At 64.6% G+C, this 19,095-nt stretch carries 22 protein-coding genes; 9 read left to right on the forward strand and 13 right to left on the reverse strand.

Going from position 1 to position 19,095, the window contains the following annotated elements; genetic code table 11:
• Window positions 1–4: 4 nt before the first annotated feature.
• From WIMU1_RS00545 to WIMU1_RS00565, 5 genes are all read right to left on the reverse strand, one after another.
• Window positions 5–1,126: a UDP-N-acetylglucosamine--N-acetylmuramyl-(pentapeptide) pyrophosphoryl-undecaprenol N-acetylglucosamine transferase gene (locus tag WIMU1_RS00545; protein ID WP_062794708.1), complete on the reverse strand. Its 1,122-nt coding sequence runs from the start codon at window positions 1,124–1,126 to the stop codon at window positions 5–7.
• Window positions 1,126–1,734 (reverse strand): D-Ala-D-Ala dipeptidase VanX, encoded by a 609-nt coding sequence (gene vanX, locus WIMU1_RS00550; RefSeq protein ID WP_062794709.1) that lies wholly within the window; start codon window positions 1,732–1,734, stop codon window positions 1,126–1,128. Before vanX ends, WIMU1_RS00545 begins: the two co-directional genes overlap by 1 nt.
• The gene (gene vanA / locus WIMU1_RS00555) at window positions 1,731–2,771 is read right to left on the reverse strand and encodes a D-alanine--(R)-lactate ligase (protein ID WP_062794710.1); all 1,041 of its coding nucleotides are present in this window, start codon (window positions 2,769–2,771) and stop codon (window positions 1,731–1,733) included. The genes vanX and vanA overlap by 4 nt, the downstream gene beginning before the upstream one ends.
• Window positions 2,764–3,756: a D-isomer specific 2-hydroxyacid dehydrogenase family protein gene (locus WIMU1_RS00560; protein ID WP_211339062.1), complete on the reverse strand. Its 993-nt coding sequence runs from the start codon at window positions 3,754–3,756 to the stop codon at window positions 2,764–2,766. The genes vanA and WIMU1_RS00560 overlap by 8 nt, the downstream gene beginning before the upstream one ends.
• Before the next feature lie 172 nt (window positions 3,757–3,928).
• Entirely contained in the window at window positions 3,929–4,840 is a 912-nt protein-coding gene (locus WIMU1_RS00565; RefSeq protein WP_174548687.1) for a sigma-70 family RNA polymerase sigma factor, read from the reverse strand.
• A gap of 117 nt (window positions 4,841–4,957) precedes the next feature.
• On the opposite strand from WIMU1_RS00565, the gene WIMU1_RS00570 reads away from it, so the two are divergent.
• Window positions 4,958–6,295, forward strand: coding sequence for an FAD-binding oxidoreductase (locus WIMU1_RS00570; RefSeq protein ID WP_211339039.1), 1,338 nt, complete (start codon window positions 4,958–4,960; stop codon window positions 6,293–6,295).
• A gap of 46 nt (window positions 6,296–6,341) precedes the next feature.
• On the opposite strand, the gene WIMU1_RS00575 is transcribed toward WIMU1_RS00570, so the two are convergent.
• The 5 genes from WIMU1_RS00575 to WIMU1_RS00595 form a co-directional block, all read right to left on the reverse strand.
• Window positions 6,342–6,971, reverse strand: a complete 630-nt coding sequence (locus tag WIMU1_RS00575) for a dihydrofolate reductase family protein (RefSeq protein WP_062794712.1) — start codon at window positions 6,969–6,971, stop codon at window positions 6,342–6,344.
• 83 nt (window positions 6,972–7,054) lie between these two features.
• Window positions 7,055–7,705, reverse strand: coding sequence for an MSMEG_1061 family FMN-dependent PPOX-type flavoprotein (locus WIMU1_RS00580; protein ID WP_120802887.1), 651 nt, complete (start codon window positions 7,703–7,705; stop codon window positions 7,055–7,057).
• Window positions 7,706–7,749: 44 nt separating this feature from the next.
• Window positions 7,750–8,781 (reverse strand): LCP family protein, encoded by a 1,032-nt coding sequence (locus tag WIMU1_RS00585; RefSeq protein WP_307713933.1) that lies wholly within the window; start codon window positions 8,779–8,781, stop codon window positions 7,750–7,752.
• A 396-nt stretch (window positions 8,782–9,177) separates the two neighbouring features.
• Entirely contained in the window at window positions 9,178–9,990 is an 813-nt protein-coding gene (locus WIMU1_RS00590; protein WP_062794714.1) for a CPBP family intramembrane glutamic endopeptidase, read from the reverse strand.
• Window positions 9,991–10,026: 36 nt separating this feature from the next.
• Window positions 10,027–10,791, reverse strand: coding sequence for a DUF2470 domain-containing protein (locus tag WIMU1_RS00595; protein ID WP_062794715.1), 765 nt, complete (start codon window positions 10,789–10,791; stop codon window positions 10,027–10,029).
• 131 nt (window positions 10,792–10,922) lie between these two features.
• Here WIMU1_RS00595 and pheA point away from each other — a divergent pair, with 131 nt between their 5' ends.
• Together pheA and WIMU1_RS00605 are read left to right on the forward strand one after the other, a co-directional pair.
• The gene (pheA, locus tag WIMU1_RS00600; RefSeq protein ID WP_174548688.1) at window positions 10,923–11,843 is read left to right on the forward strand and encodes a prephenate dehydratase; all 921 of its coding nucleotides are present in this window, start codon (window positions 10,923–10,925) and stop codon (window positions 11,841–11,843) included.
• Complete coding sequence (locus WIMU1_RS00605; RefSeq protein ID WP_062794716.1) at window positions 11,840–12,505, forward strand: histidine phosphatase family protein; 666 nt, start codon at window positions 11,840–11,842, stop codon at window positions 12,503–12,505. The genes pheA and WIMU1_RS00605 overlap by 4 nt, the downstream gene beginning before the upstream one ends.
• An 11-nt stretch (window positions 12,506–12,516) precedes the next feature.
• Here WIMU1_RS00605 and WIMU1_RS00610 read toward each other — a convergent pair whose 3' ends face one another.
• A complete protein-coding gene (locus WIMU1_RS00610) occupies window positions 12,517–12,867 on the reverse strand; it encodes a metallopeptidase family protein (RefSeq protein WP_023954955.1) in 351 nt (116 codons plus the stop codon).
• A gap of 3 nt (window positions 12,868–12,870) precedes the next feature.
• Complete coding sequence (locus tag WIMU1_RS00615; protein ID WP_062794717.1) at window positions 12,871–13,974, reverse strand: septum formation family protein; 1,104 nt, start codon at window positions 13,972–13,974, stop codon at window positions 12,871–12,873.
• Between the two features lie 130 nt (window positions 13,975–14,104).
• On the opposite strand from WIMU1_RS00615, the gene WIMU1_RS00620 reads away from it, so the two are divergent.
• The 3 genes from WIMU1_RS00620 to WIMU1_RS00630 are packed head-to-tail and all read left to right on the forward strand — an operon-like array spanning window position 14,105 to window position 16,500.
• A complete protein-coding gene (locus tag WIMU1_RS00620) occupies window positions 14,105–14,521 on the forward strand; it encodes an ankyrin repeat domain-containing protein (RefSeq protein ID WP_062794718.1) in 417 nt (138 codons plus the stop codon).
• Between the two features lie 10 nt (window positions 14,522–14,531).
• Window positions 14,532–15,791, forward strand: a complete 1,260-nt coding sequence (gene serS, locus WIMU1_RS00625) for a serine--tRNA ligase (RefSeq protein ID WP_062794719.1) — start codon at window positions 14,532–14,534, stop codon at window positions 15,789–15,791.
• A gap of 13 nt (window positions 15,792–15,804) precedes the next feature.
• Window positions 15,805–16,500, forward strand: coding sequence for an ANTAR domain-containing protein (locus WIMU1_RS00630; RefSeq protein ID WP_062794720.1), 696 nt, complete (start codon window positions 15,805–15,807; stop codon window positions 16,498–16,500).
• Here the strand turns inward: WIMU1_RS00630 and phoU are convergent.
• Complete coding sequence (gene phoU, locus WIMU1_RS00635) at window positions 16,485–17,138, reverse strand: phosphate signaling complex protein PhoU (RefSeq protein WP_062794721.1); 654 nt, start codon at window positions 17,136–17,138, stop codon at window positions 16,485–16,487. The genes WIMU1_RS00630 and phoU overlap by 16 nt on opposite strands.
• Before the next feature lie 232 nt (window positions 17,139–17,370).
• Between phoU and WIMU1_RS26045 the strand changes: the two genes are divergently transcribed.
• The 3 genes from WIMU1_RS26045 to WIMU1_RS00645 all read left to right on the forward strand — a co-directional run bounded on the left by WIMU1_RS26045 (window position 17,371) and on the right by WIMU1_RS00645 (window position 19,049).
• Complete coding sequence (locus tag WIMU1_RS26045) at window positions 17,371–17,532, forward strand: hypothetical protein (RefSeq protein WP_157366778.1); 162 nt, start codon at window positions 17,371–17,373, stop codon at window positions 17,530–17,532.
• 102 nt (window positions 17,533–17,634) lie between these two features.
• The gene (locus tag WIMU1_RS00640) at window positions 17,635–18,546 is read left to right on the forward strand and encodes a DMT family protein (RefSeq protein ID WP_062794722.1); all 912 of its coding nucleotides are present in this window, start codon (window positions 17,635–17,637) and stop codon (window positions 18,544–18,546) included.
• Window positions 18,543–19,049, forward strand: coding sequence for a hypothetical protein (locus WIMU1_RS00645; RefSeq protein ID WP_245969185.1), 507 nt, complete (start codon window positions 18,543–18,545; stop codon window positions 19,047–19,049). The genes WIMU1_RS00640 and WIMU1_RS00645 overlap by 4 nt, the downstream gene beginning before the upstream one ends.
• The last annotated feature ends 46 nt before the right edge of the window (window positions 19,050–19,095 follow it).

Genomic DNA, 19,095 nt, shown 5'->3' on the forward strand with positions numbered 1-19,095 from the left:
GCCCTTACGCCATTGATGTGCGTCGGTCGGCGACAACATTCAGGACATGACGGGCGAGAACCACGTCGGCATCCGGTACGCCGGATGCCGACGCCCGTGCCGACATCGCCTCGAGCCGCGCATGATCCGTGAGCAGCGGGATCAACGTGGTCTCGATCCAGGTCGCGTCGAGGCGCGCGTCGTCGACCTCTATCGCGCCGCCGGCCGCCACAACCGGCGCGGCGTTCAACCGCTGCTCGCCCCCGCGCAACGGCAGCGGTACGTACGCTGCCGGTAGGCCGACGGCGCCCAATTCTGCGCACGTCATGGCGCCAGAACGGCAGATCACGAAATCAGCTGCAGCGTAGGCATATTGCATGTCATCGACATACGGGACAACAACATAGGGTGCACCCTCGAAGTCGTCACCGGGAACATCGACCCGACGCTGAGGTCCCGTGATGTGCAGTACCTGTACACCGTGTGCCCGCAGTGACGGGGCCGCACCGGAGACCGCCGCGTTGATGGTGTCGGCACCTTGGGATCCGCCGGTCACCATCAGGACCGGCAGGTCGGTTCGCAGGCCGAATCGGCGGCGAGCCGTATCGCGCAGACTGAGACGATCGATCTGAGATATGGCCGGTCGCAGGGGTATTCCGATGACCTTGGCGTGTGGCAGGCGAACACCGGGCGCAGCGGTGAACACATGTGTCGTGAGTCGGGCGCCGAGTCGGTTGGCCATGCCGGGCTGGGCGTTTGCCTCGTGCACAACGATTGCGAGACCGCGCATGCGTGCGGCCAGATACGCCGGCGCGGAGACGTATCCGCCGAAACCCACCAGAACCTCCGCGTGGACCCTGTCGAGGACCGCCCCCGCAGACCGTACCGAAGCGCGCAGCCTTGTCGGCAGGTTGAGCAGCGCACGGTTCACTCGGCGGGGTAGCGGAACCGGCGGAATGAGTTCAAGCGGGTATCCGCGCGACGGGATCAGGGTGGTGTCGAGTCCGCGAGTGGTACCGAGCGACGTGACAACCGCAGTGGATTCCAGGCGGCGGAGCGCGTCGGCGAAGTTCAACATCGGCTCGATGTGGCCGGCTGAATGTCCGCCGGCCACAACAACATGCGGTACTGGTGCCGAGCCAATCATCACGTGATTGGAAAGTCGAAGTAGGTGTCGGGGTGGGGTTCGTCCCTCAGTGTGTAGTGCCACCACTCACTGTCGTAGGCGGCGAAGTCGCACGCCTCCATGAGTGAGCGCAAACACTCGCGATTCCTGGCCGCGGCCGCTGTGGTCCCGGGCGCGCCATGATGCGAGATGGGATCCATCAGGTCATGCCCGCCACCCATCGGGGCTAGTTCGCCGGTGGCCAGGTGGTACAGCGTCAGGTCGGTGGTGCTCCCGCGGCTGTGGCCCGATTTGTAGGCCACATAGCCCTTTTCGAACATCTCGGTTCTGCTGATGTTGGGGTGGTACCGCGACTTCGTCTCCGGGTCATCGGGCTGCTGTGCCCAGCGGACGAAGCAGTCGACGGCGCACTGGGGGCGGTAGCCGTCCCAGAGCAGCAGGCCGAACCCGAGTGATGCGGCCTTGTCCCTCACCTGCTCGAGGGCTGAGCACAGGGCTCGCGTGCCGACTATCCGATTGGCGAGGTACCCGTCCACGGGTTTGCCGGTGAAGTTGTCCCACGTTGCATATTTGGCGTCCCAACGTATGCCGGACACGAACTCATCGATGTAGACGAAATCGGCATTCATGAGGACGCACCGGCCATCGTCATGGAGACCATGTGGTCGATCACGTCGGACAACGACATGCCCGCAGCGGCCATCATTCTCGGGTAGCGGCTGTACGAGGTCAGTCCTGGCAGGGTGTTGACCTCGTTGAGGATCACCTGCCCGTCCTCGTTGAGGAACATGTCGACGCGGGACAGCCCCCGGCAGCCCAGAGCGCGGTAGATGGCCTTCGCTGTCTCTTGCACATGTGCTCGCGACTCGGCGGATATGTTCGCGGGAACGGCGACCGTCGAGTTCTCCGAACCGCTTTCTGGATTCTCCTCTTGGTGTATTCGAAAGAAGCCGTCGGACAACATGATCTGGTCGACCTCACCGACGATCACGTCGCTGCCGGTGCCCAGCATGGCGCAGCCGACTTCGCTGCCGAGAACGGCCTCCTCGATGAGAGTCTTCGAATCATACTGGCGTGCATCGGCAATGGCATCGGCGAGCTCGCCCGGAACCCGCACCTTGCTGACGCCGAACGAGGACCCGGAGCGTGCCGGTTTGACGAAGACCGGGTAGGGGAGTCGATCGGCGTCGACGTCTCCCTGCGCACCGACAACCCAGAAGTTCGGCGTGGCGATCCCCGCGCTTCTCGCGACCGTGTACGCGAGTGACTTGTCCATACAGAGGGCTGAGCCCTGGATGTCGCAGCCAAGGTAGGGAATGCCGGATAGTTCCAGGAGTCCCTGGATGGCCCCGTCCTCACCGAGGGTGCCGTGCAGAACGGGAAGCACCAGATCCAGACGCTCGACCTCGTAGCGTCCGTCGTCCAGGACCAGCAACCCGTGGACGCTTCGATCGGGAGACAGCAGCGCCGGTCGGGAATCTCCGGTTTCCCAACCGTATTCAGGGTTGTCGCACAGTCGCCAGGCGCCACTTCTGGTGATTCCGATGTAGAAGGGCTCGTACTTTGCCAGGTCCATGTGCTTGGCCACCTCCTGCGCGGACTTGACGGAGACGGGGTGTTCCTCGGAACATCCGCCGAAGATGATTCCGATGCGCAACCTAGCCACGATGTTCCCTCTCGAATCTCAAACAGTTGACGATGGAGTTCTCGACCGTGTCGCGCAGTGCGTGATCGGTGTAGTAGGCGGTGTGCGGACTGACGATCACGTTCGGCATCCTCTGCAAGCGCGACAGGAGGGCGCGCCCGAGCGGTCGAGTCCTGCAGTCCGCGTAGAAGATCCCTTCCTCGCCCTCCACCACATCGAGGGCCGCGCCACCGAGGTTGCCCCTCTCCAGCGCACAGACGAGCGCCTCGGTGTCGATGAGCGAACCCCGGCCGGTGTTCACGATGTACGCGCCGCGCTTCATCCGGCTGAGTCGTTCTCGATCGAGGAGGTGTTGTGTTCCCGCGTCGAGCGGTGTGTGCAGGGTGATGAGGTCGCTCTGCTGCACCAGTTCGTCGAGGTCGACGTAATCGATGCCAACCGTGGGCCGGGTGTCGTAGGCCAGGATGCGGCTACCGAAGCCTCGCAGTCGATTCATGACGGCGGTGCCGATTCGGCCGGTGCCGATCACTCCCACGGTCATATCGCGCAGTTCTCGACCGCGAACCTCACTCAACCGGTAGTCGCTGACGTCTGTGCGTCTGATGACCGACTTCGCATCTCGCACGGACATCAACATCAGCATCACGGCGTAGTCCGCGACGCTGTCGGGGGAGTAGCTGACGTTCCCGACCGAGATGCCCAGCCGCCGAGCATATTCGACGTCCAGGTGGTTGCGACCGATGCTCCTGGTGGAGATGTATTCCACACCGGCCCGGCTGAGTGCTTCCAAGGTGGGGTTCGACACCGGTGCTTTGTGCCCGATGCTGATGCAGCGATTCCCCGCTGCCAGCGCTGCATTGGAGGTGGAAACCGTTGCCGCCGTGACGGTCACCGCCACGCTCAGCTCGGGCGCCATCTCTTCGAAGAGGCGTGCTTCGTCGTGCTCGCAGCCGTACACCGTGATTCCCACGAAAGATGCAGGCGTTGCGGACGAACCGACAGGCATCGGCCGGTGGGCCGCCTGTTGTACTGATGTGCTGTAGGGCATGCCCACAGTCAAGACAGGCGGGTGTTGCCAGGGTGTATGAGGAAATCGATACGCCGACGATAGGTGTGCGCGTGTCGGCCGCAGCGGCGGAATCAGCCCGGCAACTGCGAAACAGGCGATATCGCCTGGGTCAGAGAATGACCTGCATGTCGGCCAGTCGACCGCTATGTGCGAGGACGTCCAGTCGGGCGATGCGGTCCGAGTGGAAGGTGATGAGGTACACCGCCTGGACGATGCCGTCTGCGACATAGGCCGCAGCCGGAACGCCGTCGACGTAAACCAGTCTGGTCAGTTCGGCACGGCCGGCGAACACTCGAGCCACGGCGTCCCCACCGCGAACGCTCGTGGTGAGCAGCGGGGCACCGAACTCTGCGCCGGCGGCAGCGAGATCGACGGCGGCATCGTCGCTTCGTAGTTCGATGTCCGGGTCGAGCAGTTGCAGGAGGTCTCCGAACTCTCCGCTGCGAGCGGCCGAGAGGAACGCGTCGATGGCTGTTTCCTGCCGGTCGCGCAGACTGTCGAGATCCAGCGCTCTGAGGCGGGCTCGTGCGCGCGACGCGAGTTGGCGGGCATTGGTGGGGGTGCGTTCGACGATGGGCGCGATGTCGTCGTAGGTCAGCGCGAAGACGTCGTGGAGTACCAGTGCTAGCCGCTCGAGTGGGCCGAGTGTGTCGAGAACCGCCTGCATGGCCACCGCGAGCTCTTCGGACCGCATTGCGCTGCCCGCCGGATCACCGGTGACCGGGGCGTGGTCGGCGGTCTCGTTGTCCCAGGCGTGTTCATTGTCGAGGTCTTCGCGCCACGCCACCCGCTGCCTGATCATGTCGATGCACACCCGGGAGATGACCGTCGTGAGCCAGGCCTCGAGATTGTCGATGGCGTTCACGTCGCTGCGCTGCAGTCGTAGCCAGGCCTCCTGCACCGCGTCGTCGGCACTCCAGGGCGAACCCAGTGTCCGGTAGGCGATGGCATACAGCTTGGGCCGATGGACGACGAACTGTTCGGCCACGGCATCGAGGGTGTGCTGAGACTGATCAGGCACCACGGGGCTCCTTTGCCGGCTGCGTGTCACGTTTTGTTCGGCTCGCTCGACTGGGAGGTGAGACAGGTGCTGATGCCTGCTCGGTACCGCCAAGATCACCTCGCTGAAGGAGCCACCGTGACCATACTTCCCTCACCGATCACCGAAGAGTTGCGATCGAACATCCGTGGGCGTGTCTGGGTCCCCACCGATTCCGGCTTCGATGACATTCGACGCCCATGGAACCTGGCCGTCGACCAGGACGTCTCCGCCGTTGTGGAAGCGGCGGATGCCGCTGATGTCGTTGCCCTTGTGCGGCTTGCTAGTTCGAGGAACTTGTCGATCGCCACCCAGCCGAGCGGGCATGGCGCGACCGGGCGCACAGCGGGGTCGATCCTGCTCCGAACCGGCCATCTGAACTCGATCGACATCGACCCGACCACCATGATTGCCCGAATCGGTGCCGGTGTTCGGTCAGGCGACCTGCAACGAGCGGCCGCAGCGCACGGCCTCACCGCTTTGCCCGGTAGTTCACCCGTGGTGACCGTGACGGGCGCGGCGCTCGGAGGCGGACTGAGCTGGTTCGGCCGGTCGTTCGGCTGGATGGCTGACAGCGTGCGCGCCTTCGACGTGGTGGAAGCCAACGGAAACGCGCACCGTGTCACGCCGTCGGCAGACCCTGATCTGTTCTGGGCGCTGCGGGGAGGTGGAGGCGATCTCGCGATCGTCACGGCCGTGGAACTGCAACTGCGTGCCGCACCAAAGGTATTCGGCGGACGTCAACTCTGGCCGGCGACCCACGCGCGCCAGGTCGCCGAGGTCTATCGATCGATGACAGTGAAGGCGCCGGATGCGCTGAGTCTGTGGCTGGAGTTGCTGAGCTTTCCCGGCGCCGAGCCGTTGATCGCGATTGATTCCACCTTCTTGGGTGACGAGGCCACCGCGCGCAGTCTGATGAGCGAGACGGACGATCTGCCGGCGCCGCTGTCGGACACCCGCGCAGTGATGAGCGCGGCGAACCTGGGGTCGATCACGGCGGAACCGACCGCTCCGGGACCCGGACGGTCGCGTGCCGAACTCCTCACTGCGCTCGACGACAACGCGCTCGATGCCCTGCTCGCTGAACCGATTGCTCCACTCATGAGCGTGCAGGTCCGGCATCTCGGGGGAGCGTTGTCGCAACCGAGCGACAGCCCGCACGGGCCACTGGTGGAGCCGTACGCCGTCTACATGTTCGGCGTTCCCGCAACCGCTGAGATCTCGGAATCCATAGTGAACAAGCAAGCGGCCGTTGCGAACTCGCTGCCCATCAGCGGACGCAAACCGGTCACGTTTCTCAACCCGTCCGAAGACCTGACCGACGCTCTTCCGGCCGCATCGATCGAGCGCCTCAGGCTACTGAAGACGCAGCGTGATCCCGAGCGGGTCATCCGGGGGAACTTCAGTGTGCTCGACTCGGTGATCGCCGGTGATTGATTACTGCAGCAGCGAAATGTCTCTCAGGTTGGTGTCAACCCCGTTGTCAGGCACCGCGATCCGCGGCCATGTCACCGGTTCCGGGAGTTCCATCGGCGAGTTCATAGCGCAGATAGACGGTGCCGCGAGGCCCGGCTGCCGGTGGTTCGACGAGGGTGAGATTGGTGGGAACGGCACCGCCGTCGAAAATCTTCTTCCCGACTCCGAGCATGATGGGGTGCAGCCACAGATCGATCCGATCGAAGAGCTTGTCGCGCAACAGGGTCTGTACGAGGTTCAGACTTCCGACGACCTTGATGTTCTCGTGCCGCTCACGGATCTCGTTCACCGCATCGGACAGATTCGGTCCGAGTTGAGAAGAGCCTGACCACGACATGTCCGGCTTGCCTCGTGAGGCGACGTACTTGGGGATGCGGTTGAACAACGTGGCGATCTCGTTGTCGGGGCCTTCCTCCTGATGAGGCCAATGTGCAGCGAAGATGTCGTAGGTCCGTCGGCCGAGAAGAAGGGCGTCGGTGCCCTCGTAAGCAGCGCCGACCTGTCCCCCTGCGACCTCGTCGAACAGTGGCGCCTGCCAGCCACCGAACGGGAACCCGATCGGGTCCTCGTCGGGTGCGCCGGGCGCCTGTCCGACGAGGTCGAGGGTTGCGAACAATTCCAGGTATATCTTGCCCATGGTGTACTCCCGATGAAGTGATCTGGCCGACGAAGGGTAGACCCTCCAACTCGTCCGAACTCATCGGCGACAATCCCGAGACGTCAGTACAGGGTCTGGTAGGCGACCTCGATGTCCTCGTCGATGCGGTGCGCGGTGGCCTCATCACGCTGCAACTGAGCGGCCATGATCTCGCCGGTGGTCGGCACCTCTCCCGGTGACGCAAGACTCGCGGGGTCCCACAACTTGGATCGCAGAATGGCCCTGCCACAGTGCAGATATGCCTCATCGACCTCGACGATGAGAGCGAGTTCGGGGGTTTTGTCTCTGGCCGCGAGTTGGGGCAGGAGGTCGGGATCCTCGGTCAGGTAGCCATTCCCGTTGATACGCAGGGTCTCGCGATGTCCGGGCACAAGAAAGATGAGACCGATGCCGGGGCGCGACAAGATGTTCTCGAACGAATCGATCCGCTTGTTGCCGATGCGGTCGGGGATGGCGATGGTGGCGTCGTCGAGAACCTTCACGAATCCTGGCTGGTCGCCGCGTGGAGAGCAGTCGGCGGATCCATCGCTGTTGGAGGTGGCCATGCACAGAAACGGCGAACGCGCGATGAACCGGCGGAAGTTGGGGTCGATGGTGCGCTGCACTTTTGTCACCGCCAGGCCGGCGGGCTCACCGATCAATTCCCTGACCCGGTCATGCGACATACGGCTCGGACGTCCCGTGGCGGCGGACCCACCTGATGTCGATGTCATGGCAGAAACGCCCTTTCGATGGTCGGATTGATCCATGTCGAGGATCAGCCTGTCTGGATCAGTTCGGGCGGAACCTCTTTGCCGTCTGCGATGGCCGCAAAGAAAGCCGTGGTGTTGTCGCCCCAGGCAAGTGAGTCACCGTCATCGGTGAAGATCGACCCACCGTTGGGAGTGGTCACCGTGACCGGGTCGCTGCGCAGCGCCCAGGCGAGGCGCGCGAGATGCCATATGTGGTCGCCGTTGTCGACCGTCAGGGAGCTCACGGTTCCGTTCACCAAGGGCCAGAAGCGGAACGGGTTCAGGATTGTTGAGACGCTGGTTGCCTTCTTCATCAGCGCTGCCATGAACTTGCGCTGGTTCACCACACGCTCGAGGTCGGCGTTCGCGAATGCGCGGGTGCGGACGAACCCCAGGGCCTCGCGCCCGTTGAGTGTCTGGCAACCGGCCTTGAGATCGATACCGGCGAGCGGGTCGTTGATCGGGGCGTCGAGACACATCTCGATACCGCCAACTGCGTCGACCATCTTGTCGAACCCACCGAAGCCGATCTCCGCATAGTGGTCGATCCGCAGACCTGTGTTGGTCTCGATGGTCTGTACCAACAACTTCGGGCCGCCCAGGTTGAAGGCAGCGTTCACCTTGTGTGAACCCTGACCGGGGATGTCGACGTAGAGGTCTCGCGGGATGGAGATGATCATCGGCTTACCGCCGGAGCCGAAATGGACGAGCATGATCGTGTCTGTGCGGGAGCCCTCGCTGTCACCTGTCGAGAGGGCCTGACGCTCGGCCTCACTGAGGTCGGCGCGGGAATCAGAGCCGACCAGCAGCCAGTTTGTGCCGGCGCTGCTCGCGACCCGACCCTCATAGTTGGACAGGGCGTCGACGCGATTGAGTTTGGTGTCGAAGTAGACGAGCAGACCGACGGTGCCCAGCACCATCACCAGCAGCAGGATCAGGACGGTGCGTACGATCGGCAGCCGTCTGCGGCGGCGCGCCGGTGGTGGCGGGACCGCACGGTCGGGACGGCGATGCCCCGGATCGCGCGGAGGTTGCCGTGGCCGGTTGTAGGCGACCACCGGGGGTGGTCCCTGAGCAGGTCGCGACGTTCGGGTCTCGGGGGCGCCGGACTCCGACCACGCGCGGGCGGGTTGATAGTTGTCCTGCGGGCGTGGGGGTGGCGGACCCTGAGGCGGCCGCGGTGGCCCGGCGGGAGGTGGCGCCTGACGCGGCGGACCCTGCCCGGGGACACGTCCGCGGAACGGGTCCTGCTGTGGTGGGCGCCCGGGAACCGGTCCAGGCCTTCCGTTGGGTTGGCCACCACCGGGGCCTGGGACCATCCGCCGAGTCGGCCCGCCAGGCTGGGGCGGTTGTCCCTGACGGGGACGTCCCGCGCCGCCTGGGCGGCGAATGAACGGCTCGTCCTGGTCAGTCATTGCACAGACTCTACTGAAGAACGCAGGGCAGAACGCGACTCAATTCGCTTCCAGCCACCCGAGGTGGTCCTTCAGCAGCGCGTACCCGACAAAGGCGACGGTATCGATGAGGGCATGCCCGATGACCAGCGGCCACACTCGATTGGTCCGCTGGAAAACCCGGCCGTAGACGAGGCCCATGACGACGTTGCCGAGTCCACCGCCGACACCTTGGTAGAGGTGATAGCTACCGCGCAGCACGGCAGAGAACAGCAGGCTGCGGTTCTCGCTCCAGCCGAGTTGTCGCAGCCGGGTGATGATGTAGGCCACCACGAGGAACTCTTCGGCTGCCGCGTTGCCGATTGCCGCGAACACCAACATCGGCAATCTCCAGAATGTCTCGTCGAGATTCGACGGGAGAACCTGGACGTTGAGATCCAAAGCCCTTGCGACAACGTAGAGGCCGAGGCCGGGTATCCCGATCAGCGCGGCGAGCCCGATCCCCAGGGGAAGATCGAACCGCGCCTTGATCCGCGGAAAACCGATGCGTGCCAAGGGAACCCCGGCACGCCAGATCAGGTACACCGCCAGTGCGGCGATACCGAACAGTCTGCAGGCGTCGAGCAGTTGGTAGAAGAAGTCGATGAGACCGAGATCGGATGCGCTGTTGTTCAGAGCGACGGCGCTGCCGCCCACCCCGCGTTCGGACATGGCGGTCTCGATGATCGAGACCAGAGATCTTGCTCCCGACAACCCGAAGGTGAGGACGAGAACGATCGTGATCTCGATACCGATCGCGCGTCGCTGACGGGGATCGGTGATCACCTCCGGCTGCGCCGGTCGTGTCGGTTGTAGCCACGGGCGCAGGTTCACCCGGTCGAGATTACTGGCGCTTTCTGCGCAGCGGCGTCAGCTCTGGCCGGGCAGGCTGTTGATGTAAGGGCAGCCGGCCAAGGCGCGCAGAGCACGCGACAACTCGAAGACGTCGTGAACCGGTCGTGGGAACGACAGTCGAACATCGGAATCGCTCTCGGGTCCCTCGATACGGAGCCGGACGCCGAAGCGGTCGATGCCCAACGGACGCACCTGGCCTTCGCGCAATTCTGCCGGCAGCCGGCCGCTCAGCGCGGCGACCAGATCGGCGTGATCCTCGTCGAGGTGTGCGACCCAATCGGCCTCCAGCTCCCAGAAAGGGTCCGGCGCGGCTGCGGCCAGCTCTGGCGTGGACACCGAGGCGGCTCCAGATGAATAGGCAAGAACCGCAGAGGACAGGTTCAGGCGGAGCAGCGAGTAGCCGTGACCGATGTCGAGCAGGCCCGCCGACGGGTGGTCGGTGGCGATCTCACAGGCCAGATCCCGTTCGAGATCCGAGGGCACCGAGTGCAGTGCCCCGTTCAGCCAGATCAGGGAACGGACCTGTTCCCGTAGCTCGATGGGGGCGAGGTCGGTCACCTCGACCATCGCAGGCAGTCCCGCGGAACCGGCCTGCCAGGCCAGAGCGCACGCGGCGGAGTCGGAGGGTACGAGGACAAACGCCTGCGAGTCGTACAGGTGCACCATCGTCACCGGCGAGGGTTCGCTGCCCTCGATCGCGAGCATTGCCTCGGTGACGCGCATGCAGGCGGTACGGATCAGCTCGGCGTCTGATGGTCGTGCGGTGGCGATTTTCGACATCTGCTGTCCTCGATGGTCGGCGGAAGGGTGTCACCCTGTCTGCTCGGTGTAGGTAACCCTAACCTAATCACGGGTTGTCTCGTCCCGCAAGCTTTCCGGCGACTCCCGTTCACTGCCGTAATCTTCAAATCGTGCCTGCGATCGCCTACTTCGGACCCTCCGGAACGTTCACCGAGATGGCTCTGGAACAACTGCTCACCGAGAATCCGTCGTTCGGGGACGACGGTGATGTCGAACGCGTCAGCGCCACGAGCCCGGGCCGAGTGATCGATCTCGTCCGTCAAGGTGAGGTCGCCTACGGATGCGTTCCGATCGAGAGCTCGGTGGAAGGGTCCGTGCCGGCGACCCTGGACGCGCTGATCAAGGGTTCCAGGGTGCAGATCTTCGCCGAAACCGTTCTGGACATCGCCTTCACCTTGGCCACCCGTGGGCCGATGGCCTCCTCGGACATCACGACGATCGCCGCCTACCCGGTGGCCTCGGCGCAGGTTCGCGAGACGCTCGAGCGCGACTACCCGGGGGCGCAGCTCGTCACCAGCGGGTCCAATTCGGCGGCCGCGCAGGACGTGGTGGAAGGCAGGGCGGACGCCGCGATCACCACGCCGCTGTCGGTCCGGCTCTACGGCCTGCACGCGTTGGCGACGGGCGTCGCCGATTCGGACGAGGCCAACACCCGCTTCGTGCTGGTGGGCCGGCCCGGTCCGGTCCCCGATCGCACCGGCCGCGACCGCACGTCGGTGACCCTGGACCTGCCCAACGTCCCGGGTTCGCTGATGGCTGCCATGTACGAGTTCGCGACTCGCGGCATCGACCTGACGCGTATCGAGTCACGACCCAGGCGGGAGCCGGGCGGCTTCTTCTTCAATCTCGATGTGGTGGGCCATCTCGACGATCCGCCCATCGCCGAAGCGCTCGGTGCACTCCACCGACGGGCCACGGCGATGCACTTTCTCGGCTCGTGGCCGTCGGCCCGGCCCAACGGCACCCCGCCGCCCAGCCATCAACAGAGCGATCAGTGGCTCGAATCGATCAGGCAGGGTCTGGACCGATGAGCTCATTGCATCTCGTCCGGCACGGCGAGACCACCTCGAACGTGCTGCAACGACTCGACACCGCATTGCCAGGCGCGGGTCTCACCGACTTCGGCGCACGCCAGGCCGCCAGGTACGCGCTCGAGCGACCTGACGTCGCGGACCCGGTGCTGTTCTCGTCGCAGGCCCTACGAGCTCGGCAGACGGCCGACCTGATCGGTTCGGTGTGGGAAGTGCAGAACCAGGTACTCGACGGTTTGCACGAGGTGCAGGTCGGCGACCTCGAAGACCAGACGTCCGAAGACGCACACAAGGTGTTCTCCACCACGGTCCGCAGCTGGTTCGCCGGCGACCTCGGTGCCCGGTTGCCCGGTGGTGAATCACTGAACGACGTCTACGAACGTTTTCTGCCCGTCATCGAGGACATCGCCGACCGGTACCTGCAGGCCGACGACTCCGGTCCCGACGTGCATCTGGTGAGTCACGGCGCAGCCATCCGGCTCGTCGCAGCCCGCCTGGTGAACATGCCGACCGAGTTCGCGCTCGCCCACCACCTCGGGAACACGGGATCGATCGAACTGACCCGGACCACCGACGGTTGGACATGCCTGCGGTGGGGGAGCGAATTGCCCCCGTTTCGGCGTGACGACGAACCTGAGCTCGCCCGCGACCCAATGGGCTAGTCGCTCCGGTCTCAACCCCACCCGTTGGCGTGGAGCCAATCGTCGGAGATCCCGAAGTGATGTGCGATCTCATGCACCACCGTGATCGCGACCTCTGAGATCACCTCGTCCTCGCTGTCGCACATGTCGAGGATGGGCTCGCGATAGATGGTGATGGTGTCCGGAAGGGTGCCGCCGTAGTGGCTGTCGCGTTCGGTCAGTGCGATTCCGTAGTACAGCCCGAGAAGGTCGGGTTCCTCGGGATGGTGCGGCTCGACCAGGACCACCACGTTGTTCATCGCAGCGGCGAGTTCTTCGGGGATGGTGTCGAGCGCATCGGACACCAATTCGTCGAACGCTTTGTCCGACATGACAACCGGCATCGGTCAGCCACCACCGCCGCCGGCCGGCGCCGGGGTCTCGATCGGATTGGGTTCGATGCCGGGGGGCAGTGGCACAGGTGATGGGATGAGGCGTCCAGGAGGCTCGACGGGCGGCGGGGTCGGCACCTTGCCGTTGATGAGCAGGTTCCCGGCCGCGGCGTCGCCGACCAGCGTGGCGAATCCGCCTTGGTCGGGTAAGCCGATGTAACACACCACTTTTCGGCTACCAGCCAGCCAACTCGGCTCGGCGAGTGTGGACCACTGCAGGTTGAGGGTGGTCTGTGTCAGCTTGTCGGGTCCGCCGAGGAACTGGCTGGTGACGTCGGGGCAGGTGGTCTTGAGGTAGTTGTCCTGTTCGGCCACAGGGGGATACGGCGCACCCGCCCCCGTGGGGTCGAACCTCGCCGAGAGGTCGACCACAGACGTGACCTGAAAAGCGTGGGGCTCAGCGCAATCCACCGGGTCGGTGGGCTTGCGGGTGGCCGGGTCGATCCCGATGCAGGTTCCCTCGGGCCACTGCTGCGACTGGTCCTGGTCGCGCACCAGGCCGGCGAACGGCTTCAACGTGCCGGTGGTGCCCGACAATTGCAGCCCACAACGCAAACTGCGCTCGCCGTCTGCCCACTGCTGTTGGGAGGGATACATCAGCCCGACCGAGAACCGCCCGGCCGGATCGAGCTGCCCGCCGAGGTAGTTGTTCACCACCACAGGGCAGTGTTCGTCGCGGATTGCGGTGAACTGCTCTGCGGTGGGCCACGGCGCGTCCTCACCGAACTGGACACCCGGGTAAGCCGCGGTGTCCACCGATCCGGCGACCTCGAACATGTGCTCGGCGGTGCAGTCGACCTTTGACTGTTTGGCCGGTAGGTCCACCGGCCAGGTCAGGCAGTCGCCGGCAACCGACTCCGAGAACGGGCTCGACCGCGCCGACGTCTTTGCGTCGCCGATCTCTTCTCCGTCGACCTTGCCGGCATCGTCGAATCCACCCAGCACAGCCACCACGCCTGCGCAGATCACCGCACCCACGAGGATGGCGGCAAGCAGCACCCTGACCGGGTGTCGAAGCACGTGACCCAGTCGATCCCGTCGGCCGTCTCTGTCAACCATCGGTGTCCATCATGCACTGAGGGCTGTGGCCGCGAGACGAAACCCTCGTGCGCATGGCCCGCGTTGTGCACTGAGGTCTGTGGCCGCGAGACGAAACCCTCGTGCGCATGGCCCGCGTTATCGTCGGAGGATGGAATCAGACGCGCGAGGCGATGAATCCGACGCCGTGACGCCGAGCGAGGATGTCGCCGAGCTGGCCGGACGACTGTTCGACATGGCACGGTCCGGTGACACGGCCGTGCTCGACTATGTGAAAGCCGGTGTGCCGGTCAATCTGACAAACGGCGCGGGCGACACCCTGCTGATGCTGGCGGCCTACCACGGGCACCACGGCGTGGTGTCCGGGCTGATCGAATCGGGCGCCGACGTCAATCGGGTCAACGACAAGGGGCAGACGCCGCTCGCCGGCGCTGTCTTCAAATCGCATGACGACGTGGTGCGAGCGCTCATCGCCGCGGGGGCCGATCCGGACACGGGGCACCCCACCGCGCGTGATGCCGCTTCCATGTTCGGGCGCGAAGATTACCTGGGGCTGCTCGACCAGTAGGGTTTCCAGAGTGATCGACCTGAAGATTTTGCGCGACAACCCTGACCTCGTCCGGGCATCTCAACGCACCCGCGGTGAGGATCCCGGCCTCGTGGATGTTCTGCTCGCCGCCGACTCCGAGCGTCGGGCCGCCATTGCCGAGGCCGATCAGCTGCGCTCGGAACAGAAGGACCTCGGCAAGCTCATCGGGAAGGCGCCCGCCGAGGAGAAGCAAGAACTGCTCGCCCGGGGCAAGCACCTCGCGGACCAGGTCAAAGCCGCTCACGCCCGTGAATCCGCGGCCGACGAGAAAATGGCTGCCGCTCACCGCGCCATCAACAACATCGTTGCGCCGGAGGCACCTGCCGGTGGCGAAGAGGACTTCGTCCTCGTGGAGACCGTGGGGGAGCCCACCCCGATCGAGGACCCCAAGGATCACCTGGAACTCGGCGAGAGCCTCGGTTTGCTCGACATGGAGCGCGGGGCGAAGGTCTCGGGCTCACGCTTCTATTTCCTGACCGGGCCGGGAGCCATGCTGCAGCTGGGGCTGTTGCAGCTCGCAGCGCAGAAGGCGACAGCCAACGGTTTCACCGTGATGATCCCTCCGGTGCTTGTTCGACCCGAGGTGATGGACGGCACCGGATTCCTCGGTGCCCACTCGGCCGAGGTCTACCACCTCGCCGAGGATGATCTGTATCTCGTCGGTACCTCCGAGGTCCCACTTGCCGGCTACCACATGGGTGAGATTCTCGACCTGTCCGCCGGACCCAAGCGGTATGCGGGTTGGTCCAGTTGTTTCCGTCGTGAGGCAGGCAGCTACGGCAAGGACACCCGCGGGATCATCCGGGTGCACCAGTTCGACAAGGTCGAGGCCTTCATCTACTGCAAGCCCGAAGACGCCGAGACCGAACACGAGAAGCTCCTCGGCTGGCAGAAGGACATGCTCGCCGCGATCGATGTGCCGTACCGCGTCATCGATGTTGCCGGCGGCGACCTCGGATCATCGGCGGCCCGCAAGTTCGACTGTGAGGCATGGGTTCCGACACAGAACACCTACCGCGAACTCACCTCGACATCCAACTGCACGACGTACCAGGCCAGAAGGCTCCAGGTGCGTTACCGCGGGGACAACGGCAAGCCTCAGGTGGCCGCGACCCTCAACGGCACCCTGGCCACCACCCGCTGGATCGTGGCGATCCTGGAGAACCACCAGCAGCCCGACGGCAGCGTGCGGGTGCCGGAGGCGCTGGTGCCTTTTGTGGGTTCGGAGATCCTCGCGCCTGCCCGCTGATCACGACTTCCCGATGCAATTGCACACCGTGCTTGCCGACCTCGCGCGCACCGCACATGCCAAAGCGCCCGATGGGCCTGAAGCAGTTCTCACCGAGATCACCGCGAACGCGGTTGACGTGATCGAAGGCATCGCCTTCGCCGGCATCACCTTGACCAGGGGTGAGAACGTCCTCGACACGATGGCTCCCACCCATCAGGTAGCCGAGCAATTCGACCAGCTGCAGCAGGAAACCGGCCAGGGCCCGTGCCTCGACGCCGCATGGAAACACCGCACGGTAAGGGTGGATGATCTGCTGTCAGAGAATCGTTGGCCGAAATTGGTCGAGGCGGCGCGCGAACACTCGCCGGTCCGATCATCTGTGTCGTACGAATTGTTCACCCACGCCGAAGGGATGGGCGCCCTCAACCTTTATTCGGACCGCGCGCATGCCATCACCGATGAGGCGGTCGAAGCAGGGTATGCACTGGCGGCACACGCAGCATTGATATTCGACGCCGCATTGAGACAGCAGCAGTTCGAGAGTGCCCTGGCATCGCGAGACATCATCGGTCAGGCCAAAGGGATGATCATGGAGAGATTCTCGATCGACGCCACTCAGGCCTTCAAACTCCTGACCAAGTTGTCGCAGGAATCGAATGTACGAGTTGCCGAGATAGCCCGGCAGATCATCAGCAATCGATCCGAAGGTGATCAGGAAGCCGGTTGAGGTAATTCGCCCGTGACCTGAAAGACGATACGACGGCCGATCAGCACTGCGTGATCGGCGAATCGTTCGTAAAAACGACCGAGGAGAGTTACGTCTATCGCGGCCGCGACGCCGTGCGGCCACGAGCTGTCGTCGAGGGTCGCCGTCAGTCGGTGGTGCAGATCATCCATGATGTCGTCATCGTCGTGGAGACGGCGCGCATCGGCCGGGTCATGAGTGAGCAGCACATCGCCGACGGTGTGCGACATCGTCACGGCGACCTGTGCCATCTCCGAGAAGTAGGGGGCCACCTCGTCCGGGACGACGCTCGCGGGATGACGCCTTCTCGCTGCTTCGGCGATGTGGACGGCGAGTCCACCCATGCGGTCGATATCGGCGATGATGTGCGTCGCGGCGACAACCGTCCGTAGATCACAGGCCACCGGGGCCTGCCGGGCCAGTAGCAGGAAAGCCTGAGACTCGGCCCTCGCTGACAGCGCCCGTAGGTCATCGTGTGAACTGACGACCGCCTCTGCAGCTGCGAGGTCTGCGCATAGAACGGCGTGACTGGCTCGCTCGACGGCATTGCCGGCGAAGGTGGCCATCGTGCTGAGTGTCGTGTTGAGGTCGCGTAACTGGTCGCGGAATGTGCTGCGCATGAGAGTGTCTCTCTGTCTGGAGCCAGTGGCCGAGTGGAGATCGCCGAGCGAGTGATGCACTCGCTGAAAGTGACTGCGCATTCTTAGACAGTTGGAATGACGCGCGAGCTACGCGCGTGTGATTCATGCTACATGTCTACTCATCGGTGACGACGCTTTCAATGCAACGCAACCGATTCCGCCAGATTTCAGGCCACAAGGTGCTGATTCGGTTGGAGCCCAGGACAGCGACGTGGGTTTACGCATCGACGAGGCTGCACGGAGAGGGTTGCGCACGAAGGCCGCGACACCGATGGGTGTCGCGGCCTTCGCGTCAGACGGGACGATGTTCGCCAGTGCGCCTCTCGGCAAGTGGTTGCTCGCAGCAACTTTGGGGTGGTACCCGGGGCAGTGATACGAACACCGTCGGTTTCTACAACAGGCAGTGGTGCCGAACTATTCCGCCCTCCGGGCGCGTTCATGCGCGGAAGTGGTCGGGCCCCGACATAATCCCCTCATGATCATCGGGATTCTCGCCGCGCTGTTCGCGTGCATTGCATACGGGGTGTCCTCCGTCATGCAGGCGTACGGCGCGCGCTCGGCGAAGCAGGCGGCGGCCGCGCGCGGCGAGAGCGGTTTCGAGACCGACAAGGGCGCACCGACCATGCGGTCGACGATGGCCGCGGTGTTGACGACCGCGTTCATCGTCGGAACCGTTCTCGATGTCGTCGGGTTCGGCGGCAGCGCGGTGTCGGCACGTCTCATCCCGCTCTTCCTGTCACAGACGATCGTCAGTGCGAACCTTGTGGTGACGGCGATCCTCGGCATCTTCGTGCTCGGCATCAACCTCCACAAGAGGGACTGGCTGGCGATCGCCGTTGTCATCGTGGCGTTGTTCGCGCTGGGTATCTCGGCGGACTCCGAAGGTCACGGGCACGACGCCGCCTGGTTCCACTGGGGCCTGCTTGCCGTCACCCTGGTGTTGTTCGCCGGTTCGATCGGTTTGATCAGGTGGTTGGGCTCCCGGGCGGCGATTGCCGCCGGGCTGTGTGCGGGCGCGATGTTCGGTGCCGTGGCCATCGCGGTGCGCATCCTGCACGGCATCTCTGACTTCGACGTGGTCGACATCCTCACCGATCCCGCCGCGTACGCGCTTGCTGTCGCGGGAATAGGTGGCTACTACCTGCACACCGTCGCCCTGCAGTTGGGTTCGGTCAACGGCGCGACGGCTGCGCTGGTGGTGGGCGAGACGGTGGTGCCCGGTCTGGTCGGCATCGTCTGGCTGGGCGACAACGCACTCCCGGGCCGGACATGGTTGGCTGTTCTCGGCTTCATCTTCGCGGTCGTCGGCGCGGTCACAGTGGCGTGGTCGGGCGCGGTCGAAGCCAGCGCACAGGCCGAGTCCGGAGCAGAGAAGGCACCAGCATGAGCACCACGATGTACAAGCGGTCCACCCGAATGGTCCGCTTCGACGAACTGTCCATGGAGATGACGGCAGCACTGGCAGAACATGCACAAAGCCGCCAATTGGTTCTCAGCGATGACATGCCCGCCTGGCTCACCTCCAGCCAGAACCTGCCGTCCAACTCGCTTCTCGGAAAAGTGTTCCGCCGCAAGGCCAACTGGACCGATCCGGATGCGGCGCACGAGGTGCTCGTGGTCATCCACTCCACGCACCTGATCGTGGTGACAGCGGGTGAGAAGCGGGGCACCGCCGTGTTGTCGGTTCCGATGTCGCAGGCCTCGGCCCGGGTGGGCAGCGCGCTCGAAGACACCTTTGCGGCGGTGGAGGATTCAGGGATCACACTGGGCGGCTTCCCTGGAGAGCACGGACAAGCCGGTACCTTCTACATCGGGCTCGGCCCCGAACCTGCGGGATCCGAATGCGCGGAGGCGATCCGTGAGGCGATCACCGCGGCAAAGAACCCGTAAACGGTTGTCCTGCCCGACCCCAAGATCCCTTCGGCCATCTGAGTTG

Source organism: Williamsia muralis NBRC 105860 (assembly GCF_001598915.1).
GTDB lineage: Bacteria > Actinomycetota > Actinomycetes > Mycobacteriales > Mycobacteriaceae > Williamsia > Williamsia muralis.